Raw genomic sequence first — 15,402 nt, 5'->3', positions numbered from 1 at the left:
GGCCGGATCAGCGGCGCTTGGCGCGACGCTTGATCGCCTTCTTCTTGACCGGTGCGGGCTCGTCACCGCCCACATCGGCATCGCCGTCGTTGCTGGCGACATCGGTTTGCGTCAGCTCAGGGCGCAGCGCTTCGACTTCAGCGCGCGACAGGCGGCGGATTTCCACCTGCGTCGAACCGCGCTTGACGAAGTCGAGTCGCTTGGCAGCGGCATACGACATGTCGAGGATGCGCTTGCCGTAGTACGGGCCGCGATCCGTCACCTTGGCCACGACCACGCGGTCGTTGGCGAGGTTGCGCACCAGCACCCAGCTCTGCAGCGGCAGCGACGGGTGCGCCACCGTGAAGGCGTTCATGTTGAAGCGCTCGCCGCTGGCGGTGCGGCGGCCGTGGAAGCCGCGGCCGTACCACGAGGCCAGGCCGCGCTGTTCAAACGTACCGAGGTCGGCGCGCAGGCCGGGGCTCGTATCGGTGTTCTCGTCGAGCTTGAGGCTGCTCGAATCCGGCGCGCCGCGGAACGACAGCGTGCCCCATGCATCGGGGTTGTCGCGCGGGTCGGCCACCTTCAGCGCGGGCGCGGCGGGCTTGCTCGCCTGCAGACCGGATTGCCCACCCGCGGGCGGCTCGCCAGGAACAGCGGCACAGCCCGCCAGCACCAGCAGCGCGGTGCCATGCGTCAACCAGACACGCAGCGTGCGGCCGGCCGAACGGCTGGAATTGAGGTGGGTCAACTTAAGCATGGCCGCGAGTCTAACATGCATGCTTCGACCGATTATTTACATTTCCTATTAAAACGATCACATCATGCTGTCATCTCGCACCAATTTTGTAAAATTTTCTTTCCGATGTAACAGCACACCCCGCGAGCCCAGTGCTGGCGCGGGCTCGGGCCGATACAATCGGGTTATCCCTGCCATTTGCAAATGCGCACACAAGATCACATGAAAGTCGTTGTCGTCCCCGTTACGCCGTTTGAACAGAACTGCACGCTGCTGATTGGCGACGATGGTGCTGCCGCCGTCACCGATCCGGGCGGCGATATCGACCGCATCCTGGCCGCCGCCCAGCAGCACGGCGCGCGCATCGAAAAAATCCTGCTCACGCATGGCCACGTCGACCACTGCGCCGCCGCCGATGCCCTGCGCACGCAGCTTGGCGTGCCCATCGAAGGGCCGCAGAAGGATGAGGCGTTCTGGATCGATCAACTGCCCATGCAGAGCCAGCGCTTTGGCTTCCCGCCCGCCAAGGCCTTCGTGCCCGACCGTTGGCTGGAAGACGGCGACACCGTAGAAGCCGCCGGCCGCACGCTGCAGGTGTTCCACTGCCCCGGCCACACGCCCGGCCACGTGGTGTTCTTCAGCCCGGAAGACCGCGTTGCCATCGTCGGCGATGTGCTGTTCGCGGGGTCGATCGGCCGCACGGACTTCCCGCGCGGCAACCATGCGGACCTGATCAACGCAATCCGCACCAAGCTTTGGCCGCTCGGCGACGACGTTACGTTTGTGCCGGGCCATGGGCCTGTTTCGACCTTTGGCGATGAGCGTGCCAGCAACCCGTACGTCGCTGATCGCCTGTTTGCCAACGAAGGCTCAACATGAGCGGGACCGCCAACACCAGCCCCAAGGACGGCGCCAACGAAAGCGACGACCCCTTCGCCGACACCGCACTTGCTGCGCCGGCCGACAAGCCCCGTCGCAAGCGCGGCAACCAGCCGCCCGACACGCGGCCCGAAATCTACGTCAGCACCGACATCGAGGCCGACGGCCCCATCCCTGGCCCGCATTCGATGCTGAGCTTCGCCAGCGCGGCGTACCTGGCCGACAAGACGCTCGTCGGCACGTTTGAAGCGAACCTGCAAACACTGCCCGGTGCCGAAGGCCATCCGATCCAGATGCAATGGTGGAAGACGCAGCCCGAGGCGTGGGCCGCATGCCGCGCCAACCTCGAAGCGCCCGAGGTGGCCCTGCCGCGCTACGTGGAATGGGTCGAGAGCCTGCCCGGCAAGCCGGTGTTCGTGGCGTTTCCGGCGGGCTTCGATTTCACGTTCATGTTCTGGTACATGATGCGTTTTGCCGGGCGCTCGCCGTTTGGCTGGGCGGCGCTCGACATCAAGACGCTGGCCTTTGCGCTCACGGGCATGCCGTATCGGCGCAACGTCAAAGCGGCCTTTCCCGATCACTGGCACGACCCGCTACCGCACACGCATATCGCGCTGGATGACGCGAAAGAGCAAGGCGCCCTCTTCTGCAACATGCTTACCGAGTTGCGCAAACGCGAAGCCGAGCGCGCTTCGGCACAAGTGTCCCAGCAATCTGCTCAGGATTGAGCGCCGGGCACGTCACGCATTTCACGAAGACCCGCATGCGGTTTGCCTCTTGCCCGCGTGATGCGCGCACCATGCCGCAACGCAACTTGCAGCGCCGCAAACCCCCGTCTACGCTGGGCTTGTGCGAGCGACCAGACGACTGCGCCACCAGGCGCCGACAAGCAAAGCCACTCGCATACGCCATTTGCTTGCCGTATCGTTTTCGGGCCGCACGTGCCCCCGACGCCGGTGCGTGCCGGCGTCGGCTATCAGCCAACAACGGGGAGGTACCGCGATGCGATTTTCCCGTGACGCGTTTGACACGCAACATTTGCGAGCGATGACGGAGCGCTTGCATTGGCATCGCAAATCCTCTGCGAAGGCGGTTCCGTTGAGCATGCGTGCGCAGCATCTGCATCACACGCACAGCAACGCACACCACGACGCAGACGTCATGAAAGTCGCCGTGGTCTCGACCGCGGCGGCGCTGGCAGTGGTGCTTGCCGCCCTGCTGGCAGTTGGTTTCGGGTCAGAAATGGCCCGATGGATGGGCCTGGAATAAACCGGTGCCCTTGCGCGTCTTGACGGACGCAGCCCCGGCCCTCGCGCAAGGCGAGATACGGCCACCCCTGAACGGCCTGTCCGATGGAAATCGGCAGGCCGTTCAACTTTGTGGGGCACGGTGAATTACTTCAAGAACGCATCGAGCGCCTCGGGCGTGCGACCGATGGTGGCGCGGCCATTGCGAACGAGCACCGGACGCTGCAACAGCTTGGGATGTGCTGCGATCGCCTTGAGCAGCGCGTCGTCGGATGCATCGGCCAGATTGAGCTGCGCGTATTCGTCTTCGTTTTGGCGGACAAGGCTGCGCAGCGGGGTGTCGAGTTGCGCTGCGAGCTTTTTGAGGTCAGCCAGCGTGGGCGGCGTCGTCAGATATTCGATGACGTCGAGTTGTTCGCCTTTTTCTGCGGCGAAGGATTGCGCTTGTTCGAGGGCGGTGCGGGATTTGGAGCAGCGGGGGTTGTGGTAGATCTGCATGGGCTCTGGTGTTGGCTTTATGGAACGTGCCCCAATCTTAAGGGCTGGCGCTTGGTGGTTGGTTTCGTGGTTGGTGTTGGGGGGATTCGTGATTTTTGTTTTTGTGGTGCATCCCTTGTTTCATCCCCTGCCGGGACCGAAAGGGGGATGGACCACCAAGACAAAAACAAAACAACATCACCCACCCAACAACTCCCCCACAGCACACCCCACCACCACAGTCGCGCCCCGCAAATCATTCAACCGCAGGTTTTCATCGGTGTTGTGCCCACGCGCTTCCATCAATGTACGCGGGCCCGCGCCATACAGCACCGTCGGCACGCCATGCGCCGTGTAATGCCGGGCATCGGTATACAGCGGCACGCCGTGCACCGGCACATCGCCACCGAACACCGCCAACGCATTCCGTCGCAGCGCGCCAATCAGCGCGTCCACACCCGGCAGTTCAGCAAGCGGCTGCGCCAGCAGAATGCGTTCGACTGAAACCTCGATCCCCGGCCGTTCTGCAGCCGCGCGCTCAATCACCGCGCGCAGTTCGCCTTCTGCATCGCGGCCGGCTTCTTCAGGAATCATCCGGCGGTCAACGCGGAACGTCACCAGATCGGGCACTACGTTGGTGTTGATGCCACCTTGGATCAACCCGACGTTGAGCGTCGCGTGGTCAATGCCCGGCACGGCGGATTTGCGCGTCGCGAGTTCCGCGCGATAGGCATACACGGCTTGCAGGATGTGCGTGGCCGCTTCGATGGCGTCGATGCCCGTATGCGGCATGGCGGCGTGCGCCTGCTTGCCGCGTACCGTCACCTGCACGTGCAGGCAGCCGTTGTGCGCCGACGTTATGCCATAAGCAAAGCCCGCCGAGATCGCGTAATCGGGCTTGCTCAGGCCTTGATCGAGCAGCCACTTCGGGCCGATGTCACCGCCGGTTTCTTCGTCGTATGTGAAGTGCAATTCGACCGTGCCGTTGAGCTTTGCGCCACGCTTTTCTGCCTCGATCAGCGCGAGCAGCGCCCACGTGTAGGTTGCAAAGTCTGACTTGGACACCGCCACGCCGCGGCCAAACATGGTCGGGCCGTGTTCGGTCTCGACGATCTCGCCACCGTACGGGTCGTGCGTCCAGCCCAGGCCCGGCGGAACAACGTCGCCGTGTGCATTCATGGCGACCGTGGGGCCGCCACTGCCGAACGTGTGACGCACGATCAGGTTGGTGGCGCTGACCATGCCGGCGGCGCGTACCTGCGCCTGCGGCACGGCATGCGCCTCGACCGTCAGGCCCAGCGCCTCCAGCAGCGCCTTGGCACGCGCGGCATGCGGTGCGCAATCGCCGGAAGGGTTGTCCGACGGCACCTTCACAAGCTCGCGCAGGAAATCAATCTGCTGCGCGTGCGCGGCCTCGACAAACGCGCGGATATCCGCATCGATGCCGGGGGTGGCGAGTTGAGCCTGGGTCATGTCGATGTCTCCCTGCTTGTAGTGGGACGAAGATTGAAAGTGACTGAGCCCCCGTTGTGCGGGGGCTCAGTATTGATGCCGATGAAGCGAGGTTTACAGCGCGGCCTGCATGGCCTCGGCGGTCAACCACACCGATTCGGCCAGGTCTTGCTCGTCGCAGTTGTGGCCTTCGCCACCACGGTCGACGACGAGGAAATCGCTCACCTCGCCCAGGGCCAGCAGCGGGTGATGCCACACGCCGCGCGCGTAGTTCACGCCTTGCCAGCCGCGTGAGACGAACGCGCGCAACTTGGACGGGTCCAGCTCGCCGGCCGGCGCCACGACCACCAGATACGGCTTGTCGTTCTGTGGGATGAAGGCCTGGCTGCCACGCGGGTGGCGCTCCAGCATCTTCACCTCGAACGGCAGCGCACGCGGCTGGCCACGGAACAGGCTGATCAGCGCGCGGCCGCCCTCGCCCACATCCACGTTGGCGAGGTCATGAAAGCGGATGGTCGTGCCCTGGTTGATGGGGAATTGCTTGGCCCCGTCCAGCTCGATTACATCGCCGAACGGCGCGAAGGCTTCGCGCGTGAGCGGCTCGATTGTCAGCGCAACGCGTGCAGCGGTCTCTTGGCTCATTCGAGCACCCCCCACAAGCGCAGACGCGACACGCCGCCATCCGGGAACATGTTGAAGCGCACGTGCGTCACGATGCCGAGGTCGGCGATTTCCGCCTCGTAGTAGTGCTGCAGATCCATCTGCAGCTTCTGCTCGGGCAGCAGCGTCTGCCAGAACATCGCTTGCGTCTTCAGCGAGCTGTCGGTGCCGCCCACCACGCGTGCGGCCTGGATGGAAACGCGGTCAGCGAAGTTGCCCTTGAAGTGCGCGGTGTCGACTTCGATCTTGCGGATGCGGCCCGGGTTGGCCAGGGCGATCACGCACCAGTCGTTGCCCGGTTCGCGGCGGCGGCGCGTTTCCCAGCCGTCGCCCATGTTCACGCCACGGCCTGGCATCAGCATGCGCGAGGCCGGCCCGAAGTGTTCGTTGTTGGCTTCGACCACATAGGCGCCGTTTTCCATGGCGGCCAGGTCGAACAGCTTGGTGCGGTCTGCGCCCTTCCAGTCGACTTGCGGCTGGCCGTACACGCGCAGCCGCGCGATGCCGCCGTCCGGGAAGATGTTCACGCGCAGGTGCGTGAAGGCTTGCGCGCACGTCACGGCCACGTAGGCGTGGCTGTTGCCTTGCAGCGTGGTCGACGGAACGATTTCGGTCCACTGCGTAGCTTCGGTCGGCTCGCCATCCGGCAGATAAGCGGCTTCAATGGAAGCGGCCGGCGGGAAGTTGCCGGTGAAGTGGCTGGTGTCGATATCCACACCCTTCACCACGCCCGGGCGGGCCAGGCGGACGATGCAATGGTCATAACCACCGTTGCGGCGACGGCGCGTTTCCCAGCCATCCATCCACTTGCCGTGATCGTCGTACTTGCCGGGAATGAAGACCGCCGGCTCGGGGTTGAGCATGCGGTCTTTCGGCGCGAAGAATTCGTCGGTCGCGAACGTGGCCTCTGCGCCAAGGCGGGGGTCCGCCAGGTTCGGATATCGGCGCGTGAAATCCGGCGCGTTCGGATCGAGCGTGGGCATCGCCATGTGGAACTCCTTGGTATTTGTCTCTGGATGTTATACGGCCGCCCCATCGAACAAAAACGGCGAGTAAGAACACTCGAAACTGTAGCGATGGGAACGCCGGAAGTGCAGCGTAGATGGCGGAAACACAAGGCTTCGCGGGACTGCATGAGTCGATCCTAGCATGTGAATTCAAAAATTGCATACAAAAATTGGATGACCTATGATGCCGTCAACGCTCAACAATTCATCGCGACAATTTGTTGCGACGCAGCGAGCGAAACAAGGCCGTGACGACAATCGCAACCAACTGAATTAGACGATTGGGCGCGGCTTGAGACATCAGTAATCCAAAGGAGGATTCACCATGCAACGCTTTACGCGCCCGTTGTTCGGGCAGGTTTTGATTGCCCTGGCGGTGGGCATCGCGCTGGGCATCTGGGCGCCGGAGTTTGCGCAGAAACTGCAGCCGCTCGGCGATGGCTTTCTGAAGCTGATCAAGATGCTGATCGCGCCGATCGTGTTCTCCGTGGTGGTGGTGGGGATCTGCGGTGCCGGCGAGCTGAAGAAGGTTGGGCGCGTAGGCGGCAAGGCCGTCATCTACTTTGAGATCGTCACGACGATTGCGTTGGCACTGGGCATTGCGCTGGCCTATCTGTTCGGGCCGGGCCATGGCATGAATGTGGACCCGAAGACGCTCGATCCGGCGGCCATGGCGTCGTACATGACGACCGCCAAGCAGGTGGAATCGACCGGCGTGGCAGCCTTCTTCCTCAAGCTGATTCCCGATACGTTCGTCAGCGGTTTTGTGAAGGGCGACATCCTGCAGGTGCTGCTGGTGTCGATCCTGTTCGGCTGCTCGCTGTCGCTGCTGGGTGAGCGGACCAAGCCGCTGGTCAACCTGATCGATCAGCTCTCGCATGTGCTGTTCCGCATGATGGCCGTGATCATCCGTCTGGCACCGCTGGGCGTCCTGGGCGCGGTAGCCTTTACCGTTGGCAAGTACGGCGCGGGCTCGCTCAAGCAGCTCGGCTTCCTGGTGCTGCTGTTCTATGCGGCAGTGGCGCTGTTTGTGTTCGTCGTGCTCGGCACCATCCTGCGCATGGCGGGCTTCAACATCTTCAAGCTGATCCGCTTCCTGCGCGCTGAACTGCTGGTGGTGCTGGGCACGGCGTCGTCCGACGCGGTGCTGCCGTCCATCATGAACAAGCTGGAGAAGATGGGCATCAAGCGCTCGGTGGTCGGCCTTGTCATCCCGACCGGCTACTCGTTCAACCTCGATGCGTTTTCGATCTACCTGACGCTGGCTGCCGTGTTCATTGCACAGGCGACCAACACGCCGCTGGCCTTCCAGGACTTGCTGCTGATCCTGGGCGTGGCGCTCGTCACCTCCAAGGGCGCGCACGGCATTCCTGGTTCGGCCATCGTAATTCTGGCGGCCACGCTGTCGGTCATTCCCGCCATTCCGGCGATCGGCCTGGTGCTGGTGCTCTCCGTCGACTGGTTCATCGGCATTGCCCGTGCGCTGGGCAACCTGATCGGCAACTGCGTCGCCACGGTCGTCATCGCCGCCTGGGAGAAAGACATCGACCGCGTGCGCGCCAACGCGGTGCTCGACGGCAAGATCGACATCACCGAAGAAGGCGAAGCGATTCCGCACGGCCTTGGTGTGGCGGCACCGGCAGCACATACGCTGCCGCATGCCTGAAGCCGCGCTGTTGTCGGACGGCGGTAAAATCGGCGCCATGACCGAAACCACCGCCGCCGCCGACATCTCCTCCGAAGGCATTGCCGACGACATCGCGCAGGCGATCGTCGCGCATCGGCTGCCGCCGGGCACCAAGCTGCGCGAAGAGGCGCTGGCGCGGGTCTACCACGTCAGCCGCACGAAGATTCGCGCGGCGCTCCTGATGCTGGCCAAGGACAAGCTGATCCGCATGGAGCCGGATCGCGGTGCGTTCGTGGCCAAGCCAGACGAGACCGAAGCGCGCGAGGTGTTTGCCGTGCGCCGCGTGCTGGAAGTCGCGCTGGTGCGCGAGTTCATCGCCAAAGCGACGCCGGCCGATTACAAGCGGCTGGAAAAGCACCTGGCCGAAGAACACAAGGTGGCGGCAAGCGGCGATTTGTCCGACGTCCCGCGCCGCAACCGCCTGATGGCCGACTTTCACCTCCTGATGGCCGACGTGGTCGGGAACAGTGTGCTCAAGGAAATGCTCTACGAGCTTTCCGCGCGCAGCTCGGTGATCACGATGATGTACCAGTCCACATACGATGCCGTGCGTTCATCCGACGAACACACCGCTTTCCTGGAAGCCGCCAAGCGCGGTGATGTGGAAGGCGCCATCGCCCTGATGGAAGAGCACATGGCGCACACCGAGGCGTCGCTCAAGTTCGAATCGCCGGGCGGCCGGGCGACAGATCTCGTAGCCGCCCTCCTCGCCTGACCGCGCGTGCCGATGTACACGCTGCGCGCGCCGGTTTCTGCCGAGCTGGAAATCAAGAAAAGCCGCTTTATCGGATTGGCAATGCCGGTTGAAGACCGGGCCGCCGCCATGGACGTCATTGCACGCCTGCGCGCCGAACACCCCGCTGCCACGCACGTCTGCTGGGCGCTCCTGGCGGGCGGCCAGTCCGGCATGTCCGATGACGGCGAACCCTCCGGCACAGCGGGTCGCCCCATCCTGGAAGTGCTACGCCATCACGATCTGGACGGCACACTGGGCGCCGTGGTGCGTTACTTCGGCGGGGTCAAGCTCGGCGCGGGCGGTCTTGTGCGCGCCTACACGGATGCCATTGCCACCGCGCTCATGCACGCCGAACGCGTGGAGCGCATCGCCAGCGCCACGCTCACCCTCGCCACCGATTACGCCGATGAGGCGCGCATCCGCCGCTGGATCGATGATGGCGGGTATGCGCTGCTGGATGCTGCGTACGATGCGGGCGTCACGCTCACGGTGCGATTGCCGGTGACGGACGAAGCGGCTGCGCGGGTCGCGTTGCGGGATTTGACGCAGGGGCGTGTGGCAATTACCTAGCGCTTATCGCTTGGGAGCGAGCGGAGCGCCCGGCGCGGCGCCCGGGCAACACGGGTTCTGACAGTCCGGTTGGAAAACTACGTAGGCGGCTGTCGGCATTTTGGGCGTGACACCCTCGCGTTCCGCGGCACGTAGATGCGTATCGGCTTCGGACGACTCGACTTTGTCGCCCTCGATTCCGACAGCGTCCAGCACGGCCTGGATGCTTCTGAGGCGCAGCACAGCCAGCTCTGGGTCAGGAGCAGGCTCGGACGCCTCCCGCAAGCGCACCCGGTACTTGCCACCGCTGCGGAAATCTTCTTTGAGCTGCGAATCCCATTCCGCCAGTTTCAGGATTTCGGTGGTCGGCAGCGCAGACTCGCCGGGCGAGAACACCAGCGGGTGCTCAAGCCCGGTCAGATCGCACGCCAGGGCGGACGTGCTGAGCATGAGAGCGCCGACAACTGCAGTTCTGTGTAGCATCTTCAGTCTCCGGCATTGAGCGCGCCACCCGCGACGCGTCTGATGACAAGTTTAGGAACCGTCATCCATTTCCGCACGCTCAACCCGTTCGCGACCAATAACCTGCCTGCCCATACACCGTCTTCAGGTGTTCGATAAAGAAGCGGATCTTCGCCGGCACCGGCCGCTGCTGCGGGTACACGGCGAGGATGTCGTAATCGGGCAGCGCGTAGTCGTCCAGCACCGTCATCAGCGCGCCGGATTCCAACTCGGGCTGGATCTCCCACGTTGAGCGCCAGCCCAGGCCCAGGCCTTCGCCCATCCAGCGGTGCAGCAGTTCACCGTCGTTGCAGTCGAGGTTGCCGTTCACCTTCACGGTGACGGCCTTGCCGTTCTGCTGGAAATACCAGCCGCGCTGCTGCCCGCCCTGCAGGTTGAAGGCGAGGCAGTTGTGGCGCGCGAGATCATCCAGCGTGCGTGGCACACCATGCTTGGCGAAATACGCAGGCGTGCCGCAGACCACGCGCTTGTTCGACGCCAGGCGGATCGCCACGAAGTTCGGATCGATCGCGCCGCCAATGCGGATGCCCACGTCGTAGCCTTCGCGCACGAGGTCGACCACGCGGTCGGTCAGGTTGAACGAGATGCGCACGTCGGGGTTGGCACGCAGGAAGTCCGGCGCATGCGGCGCGACGTGCTTGCGGCCGAACGCTGCCGGCGCCGAGACGATCAGGTGCCCAGTCGCCTTGTGGCGGCCTTCGGCAACGAGCAGCTCTGCGCGGTCCAGCTCGCCCAGCGCCTTCTTGCACTGTTCCATGAACACCGCGCCCTGCTCCGTCACCGCAATGCGACGGGTCGACCGGTGCAGCAGCTTCACGCCCAGCCGGGCTTCCAGCGCGTTGATGCGGCGGCCGATCATGACGGGCGTCACGTCCTGCGTGAGCGCGGCGGCGGCCATGCTGCCGTGTTCCACCACGGCGATGAACGCCTCGATCTGCTTGAGCTTGTCCATTCCATCATTCCAGTTCGCAATGTCTGACCATTTTAGTGAGCATTCCGTACCCGGATTGCGGCTTTCTGGCGCATATCACCTGTGACGAATGGCAAAAATGGAGAACGGGGATGTGATCAATACGAGAGCGATAACGGGACTTTTTGCGCCGCACAAAAGCGGTCGGAATCGGCTCCACTGCAAGGCACTCCGGCATATTGCCTGCCTTGATATTGCTGCGGCACGCAAAACTATTCGATATTCAGCGTTAGCAATCAACTGACGAAAGCTGCGTTTATCGATATCGGCATGCGGGAATAGGATCAACTCCAACGTATTCCCACCTTCCCCTTCCTGGAGACACCCCATGCCGAAGATGAGAGCGATTGATGCCGCAGTTGCGGTGATGGAAAAAGAAGGCATCACCACCGCCTTCGGCGTGCCTGGCGCCGCCATCAACCCGTTGTATTCGGCGTTGCGCCGCGCCGGCAACATTGACCACGTGCTGGCGCGCCACGTTGAAGGCGCCTCGCACATGGCCGAGGGCTATACCCGTGCCGAACCCGGCAACATCGGCGTGTGCATCGGCACGTCGGGCCCCGCAGGCACCGACATGATTACCGGCCTGTACTCGGCCTGGGCAGACTCGATTCCCATCCTGTGCATCACCGGTCAGGCACCCCGCGCCCGCCTGTACAAGGAAGATTTCCAGGCCGTCGACATCGAGTCGATCGCCAAGCCGGTCACGAAGTGGGCCGTCACCGTGCGCGAGCCGGCCCTGGTGCCGCGCGTGTTCCAGCAGGCGTTCCACCTGATGCGCTCGGGCCGCCCGGGCCCGGTGCTGATCGACCTGCCGTTCGACGTGCAAGTCGCTGAGATTGAATTCGACCCCGACACGTACAGCCCGCTGCCGGTCTACAAGCCCGCCGCAACGCGTGCGCAAGCCGAGCGCGCCATCGAGATGCTGTGCCAGGCCGAGCGCCCGCTGCTGGTGTGCGGCGGCGGCGTGATCAACGCTGATGCGGCCAAGCTGATGGTCGAGTTTGCCGAGCTGGTGAACGTGCCCGTGGTTCCGACGCTGATGGGCTGGGGCGTGCTCGCCGATGACCACCCGCTCAACGCTGGCATGGTCGGCCTGCAAACATCGCACCGCTACGGCAACGCCACGCTGCTGGCGTCGGACTTCGTGTTCGGCATCGGCAACCGCTGGGCCAACCGCCACACCGGCAGCGTCGACGTCTACACCAAGGGCCGCAAGTTCGTGCACGTCGATATCGAACCGACCCAGATCGGCCGCGTGTTCGGTCCGGACCTGGGCATCGTGTCGGACGCCAAGGCTGCGCTGGAGAAGTTCATTGAAGTGGCCCGCGAGCTGAAGGCCGCCGGCAAGCTGCCGTGCCGCAAGAGCTGGAACGCCGACGTGCAGAAGCGCAAGCGCACGATGCTGCGTCGCTCGGACTTCGACAACGTGCCCATCAAGCCGCAGCGCGTGTACCGCGAGATGAACCAGTACTTCCCGCGCGACGTTCGCTACGTGAGCACGATCGGCCTGTCGCAGATCGCTGCTGCGCAGTTCCTGTCGGTCAACCAGCCGCGCCACTGGATCAACTGCGGCCAGGCAGGCCCGCTGGGCTGGACGATTCCCGCCGCCATCGGCGTGAAGGTGGCCTCGCCCAACAGCGACGTGGTGGCCATCTCGGGTGACTACGACTTCCAGTTCATGATCGAAGAGATGGCGGTGGCCGCGCAGTTCAAGGTGCCGTACATCCACGTGGTGGTGAACAACTCGTACCTGGGCCTGATCCGCCAGGCGCAGCGCAACTTCGACATGGACTACTGCGTCCAGCTCGCCTTTGACAACGTCAACGCACCCGAGCTGAACGGCTACGGCGTCGACCACGTGAAGGTAGTGGAAGGCCTGGGTTGCAAGGCGATCCGCGTGTTCAAGCCGGAAGACATCGAACCCGCATTCGCGCAGGCCCGCCTGCTGATGGCCGAGTTCTCGGTGCCCGTGATGGTGGAAGTGATTCTCGAGCGCGTGACCAACATCGCCATGGGCACGGAGATCGACAACGTGGTCGAGTTTGAAGACGTGCTCGACCTGGAAGACACCCTCACGGAAGCCGAAGGCGTCACCGCATAAAGACGGCGCGCTGTTCCCTCACCGTCCGATAAAAGGAGAAACCATGACAAAGCTGGCAGCCAACCTGACCATGCTCTTCAACGAGCAGGCCTTCCTTGACCGCTTCGAAGCCGCCGCGCGTGCGGGCTTTCGCGGCGTGGAATTCCTGTTCCCCTACGCGTTCCACGCAGACCAGATTGCCGATCGCCTGAACCGTTTCCAGCTCGACCTCGTCCTGCACAACCTGCCGGCCGGCAACTGGGACGGCGGCGAGCGCGGTATCGCCATCCTGCCGGACCGCGTGGGCGAGTTTCAGGACGGCGTGGGCGAAGCCATCAAGTACGCCAAGGTGCTCGGCGTGAAACAGCTCAACTGCCTGGTGGGCATTCGCCCCGAAGGCGTGAGCGAAGACGCTGCGCGCAAGACGCTGGTGGAGAACCTGAAGTTTGCGGCGAAGGCGCTGAAGGCCGAGAAGATCGATCTGCTGATCGAGCCAATCAACACGTTCGATATTCCGGGCTTTTACCTGAACCGCACGCAGCAGGCGCTGGATCTGATCAACGACGTGGATGCGTCCAACCTGTATGTGCAGTACGACATCTATCACATGCAGCGGATGGAAGGCGAAGTGGCTAGCACGCTGAAGCGCCATCTGGACAAGATCAAGCATGTGCAGTTGGCGGACAACCCCGGCCGTAACGAACCGGGTACCGGTGAGATCAACTACCAGTTCCTGTTCCGTTGGTTAGATGAGATTGGCTACCAAGGCTGGATTGGTTGTGAGTACAAGCCTAAGGCTGGGACGGTTGAAGGTCTTGGCTGGCGTGACGCGCACCAGGTTGTTTGATTCTTTGTTTGGTTTTGCCTCGGTGGTGCATCCCTTGTTTCATCCCCTGCCGGGGCTGACTCACTTTTCTTTGTCTTGCCAAAGAAAAGTAAGCAAAAGAAAGGCGCGCCCGAGATGGCGAAAGACTCCTTGAATTTCTGTCGCAGAGAGGGAGTGCAGGCAACTCGCTTCGCTCAAACAGGCCTGCACTCTTTTTCCTCTCTGCAACAGAAATTCAAGGCGCCATCTAGGGCTCCAACGGCCAAACCATCGGAACACGACTGCAGCAGGAACCAGCAACACAACGCGAAGCAGAGCGAGCAACACAGCAACAAACAAGAGCCACCTAGGTCAGCACACAGATTGTGTGGCCGTACCTTGCCCTAGATGGCGCCTTGAATTTGTGTAAGCGGGCGGAAAACGGAAGGAGGCTGTTTGAGCGCAGCGAGTTTGCCTCCTTCCCCGCCCGGTTACACAAATTCAAGGAAGGGGTCGCCATCTCGGGCGCGCCTTTCTTTGCTTACTTTCTTTGGCAAGACAAAGAAAGTGAGTCGCCCCCGGCAGGGGGTGAAAAGGGAGTGGACCACCAAGGTCCAAACCAACAACCACCAACATCCAAACCAAGGAGATCCCTCACCATGGCAACCACCCTCAACCTCGGTTTCATCGGCCTCGGCATCATGGGCGCCCCCATGGCAGGTCACCTGCGCGCCGCAGGCCACACGCTGTTCGTGCACGACGTCAACCCGGCCCCCGCCGCACTGGTGGAAGCTGGCGTGACGGTCTGCACGAGCGCGGAAGAAGTCGCCAAGCGCGCCGACATTATCTTCATCATGGTGCCGGACACCCCGCACGTTGAAGCCGTGCTGTTCAGCGAGAAGGGCGTCGCCAAGGCGCTGAAGGACGCAGGCAAGGACGCCGCTGCCGGCAAGATCGTCGTCGACATGAGCTCGATCTCGCCGATCGCGACGAAGGACTTCGCATCGCGCATCAACAAGACCGGCGCGCAATACCTGGACGCTCCGGTGTCGGGTGGCGAAGTGGGCGCGAAGGCTGCATCGCTGACGATCATGGTGGGCGGTGAGCAGGCTGCGTTCGACCGCGTTGCTCCGCTGTTCAACTTGATGGGCAAGAACATCACGCTGGTCGGCGGCAACGGCGACGGCCAGACCACCAAGGTGGCCAACCAGATCATCGTCGCGCTGAACATCCAGGCCGTGTCGGAAGCGCTGCTGTTCGCATCGAAGGCGGGCGCGGACCCGGCGAAGGTGCGTCAGGCGCTGATGGGCGGCTTCGCGGCCTCGCGCATTCTTGAAGTGCACGGCGAGCGCATGGTCAAGCGTACGTTCGACCCGGGCTTCCGCATCGAGCTGCACCAGAAGGACTTGAACCTGGCCCTGCAGGGCGCCAAGACGCTGGGCGTGGCCCTGCCGAACACGGCCACCGCGCAGGAGCTGTTCAACACCTGCGCCGCCAACGGCATGGGCAAGCAAGACCACTCGGCACTGTGCCGCGCGATCGAGATCATGTCGAATCACGATATTGCCTAAGTTGTGTGCACTGTCGCAGCCTTCGGGCGGCGGCAGTTC

Annotated in this window: 16 protein-coding genes; 9 read left to right on the top strand and 7 right to left on the bottom strand. The window is 63.3% G+C overall.

Annotated features, from left to right (window positions below):
- Window positions 1–7 precede the first annotated feature (7 nt).
- Window positions 8–739, bottom strand: coding sequence for a septal ring lytic transglycosylase RlpA family protein (locus tag ACEN9T_RS08920; protein WP_413707557.1), 732 nt, complete (start codon window positions 737–739; stop codon window positions 8–10).
- Between the two features lie 201 nt (window positions 740–940).
- Here ACEN9T_RS08920 and ACEN9T_RS08915 point away from each other — a divergent pair, with 201 nt between their 5' ends.
- The 3 genes from ACEN9T_RS08915 to ACEN9T_RS08905 all read left to right on the top strand — a co-directional run bounded on the left by ACEN9T_RS08915 (window position 941) and on the right by ACEN9T_RS08905 (window position 2,866).
- A complete protein-coding gene (locus tag ACEN9T_RS08915) occupies window positions 941–1,597 on the top strand; it encodes an MBL fold metallo-hydrolase (protein WP_092976787.1) in 657 nt (218 codons plus the stop codon).
- Window positions 1,594–2,325, top strand: a complete 732-nt coding sequence (locus tag ACEN9T_RS08910; RefSeq protein WP_413707556.1) for an exonuclease — start codon at window positions 1,594–1,596, stop codon at window positions 2,323–2,325. The genes ACEN9T_RS08915 and ACEN9T_RS08910 overlap by 4 nt, the downstream gene beginning before the upstream one ends.
- Window positions 2,326–2,599: 274 nt before the next feature.
- Entirely contained in the window at window positions 2,600–2,866 is a 267-nt protein-coding gene (locus ACEN9T_RS08905; RefSeq protein WP_413707555.1) for a hypothetical protein, read from the top strand.
- Between the two features lie 125 nt (window positions 2,867–2,991).
- Here the strand turns inward: ACEN9T_RS08905 and arsC are convergent, their stop codons facing one another.
- The 4 genes from arsC to alc form a co-directional block, all read right to left on the bottom strand.
- The gene (gene arsC, locus ACEN9T_RS08900) at window positions 2,992–3,342 is read right to left on the bottom strand and encodes an arsenate reductase (glutaredoxin) (RefSeq protein ID WP_092976732.1); all 351 of its coding nucleotides are present in this window, start codon (window positions 3,340–3,342) and stop codon (window positions 2,992–2,994) included.
- A 177-nt stretch (window positions 3,343–3,519) separates the two neighbouring features.
- Window positions 3,520–4,794: a M20/M25/M40 family metallo-hydrolase gene (locus tag ACEN9T_RS08895; RefSeq protein ID WP_413707554.1), complete on the bottom strand. Its 1,275-nt coding sequence runs from the start codon at window positions 4,792–4,794 to the stop codon at window positions 3,520–3,522.
- A 93-nt stretch (window positions 4,795–4,887) separates the two neighbouring features.
- Window positions 4,888–5,415, bottom strand: a complete 528-nt coding sequence (locus tag ACEN9T_RS08890) for an ureidoglycolate lyase (RefSeq protein WP_092976726.1) — start codon at window positions 5,413–5,415, stop codon at window positions 4,888–4,890.
- Window positions 5,412–6,422, bottom strand: coding sequence for an allantoicase (gene alc / locus ACEN9T_RS08885; RefSeq protein WP_092976723.1), 1,011 nt, complete (start codon window positions 6,420–6,422; stop codon window positions 5,412–5,414). The genes ACEN9T_RS08890 and alc overlap by 4 nt, the downstream gene beginning before the upstream one ends.
- A gap of 343 nt (window positions 6,423–6,765) precedes the next feature.
- On the opposite strand from alc, the gene ACEN9T_RS08880 reads away from it, so the two are divergent.
- The 3 genes from ACEN9T_RS08880 to ACEN9T_RS08870 are packed head-to-tail and all read left to right on the top strand — an operon-like array spanning window position 6,766 to window position 9,433.
- On the top strand, window positions 6,766–8,106 hold the full coding sequence (locus ACEN9T_RS08880) for a C4-dicarboxylate transporter DctA (protein WP_092976719.1): 1,341 nt from the start codon (window positions 6,766–6,768) through the stop codon (window positions 8,104–8,106).
- A gap of 37 nt (window positions 8,107–8,143) precedes the next feature.
- Window positions 8,144–8,842 carry a GntR family transcriptional regulator gene (locus tag ACEN9T_RS08875; RefSeq protein ID WP_092976784.1) on the top strand — a complete coding sequence of 233 codons (699 nt, stop codon included), beginning with the start codon at window positions 8,144–8,146 and terminating at the stop codon, window positions 8,840–8,842.
- A 6-nt stretch (window positions 8,843–8,848) separates the two neighbouring features.
- A complete protein-coding gene (locus tag ACEN9T_RS08870; RefSeq protein WP_413707553.1) occupies window positions 8,849–9,433 on the top strand; it encodes an IMPACT family protein in 585 nt (194 codons plus the stop codon).
- 3 nt (window positions 9,434–9,436) lie between these two features.
- On the opposite strand, the gene ACEN9T_RS08865 is transcribed toward ACEN9T_RS08870, so the two are convergent.
- Window positions 9,437–9,862, bottom strand: coding sequence for a hypothetical protein (locus tag ACEN9T_RS08865; protein ID WP_413707552.1), 426 nt, complete (start codon window positions 9,860–9,862; stop codon window positions 9,437–9,439).
- Between the two features lie 112 nt (window positions 9,863–9,974).
- Window positions 9,975–10,886 carry a LysR family transcriptional regulator gene (locus ACEN9T_RS08860; RefSeq protein WP_024973988.1) on the bottom strand — a complete coding sequence of 304 codons (912 nt, stop codon included), beginning with the start codon at window positions 10,884–10,886 and terminating at the stop codon, window positions 9,975–9,977.
- 346 nt (window positions 10,887–11,232) lie between these two features.
- Between ACEN9T_RS08860 and gcl the strand changes: the two genes are divergently transcribed.
- The 3 genes from gcl (at window position 11,233) to glxR (ending at window position 15,363) form a co-directional block, all read left to right on the top strand.
- On the top strand, window positions 11,233–13,008 hold the full coding sequence (gcl, locus tag ACEN9T_RS08855) for a glyoxylate carboligase (protein ID WP_413707551.1): 1,776 nt from the start codon (window positions 11,233–11,235) through the stop codon (window positions 13,006–13,008).
- Window positions 13,009–13,051: 43 nt separating this feature from the next.
- Window positions 13,052–13,834: a hydroxypyruvate isomerase gene (gene hyi, locus ACEN9T_RS08850; RefSeq protein ID WP_413707550.1), complete on the top strand. Its 783-nt coding sequence runs from the start codon at window positions 13,052–13,054 to the stop codon at window positions 13,832–13,834.
- 617 nt (window positions 13,835–14,451) lie between these two features.
- Window positions 14,452–15,363 (top strand): 2-hydroxy-3-oxopropionate reductase, encoded by a 912-nt coding sequence (gene glxR / locus ACEN9T_RS08845; RefSeq protein ID WP_027678495.1) that lies wholly within the window; start codon window positions 14,452–14,454, stop codon window positions 15,361–15,363.
- The last annotated feature ends 39 nt before the right edge of the window (window positions 15,364–15,402 follow it).

The organism is Ralstonia sp. Ralssp110 (assembly GCF_047325135.1).
In the GTDB taxonomy this organism is placed as follows: Bacteria; Pseudomonadota; Gammaproteobacteria; order Burkholderiales; family Burkholderiaceae; genus Ralstonia; species Ralstonia mojiangensis.
The sequence above is the reverse complement of the archived record's forward strand: the minus strand, read 5'-3'. Positions and strand labels throughout refer to the sequence as shown.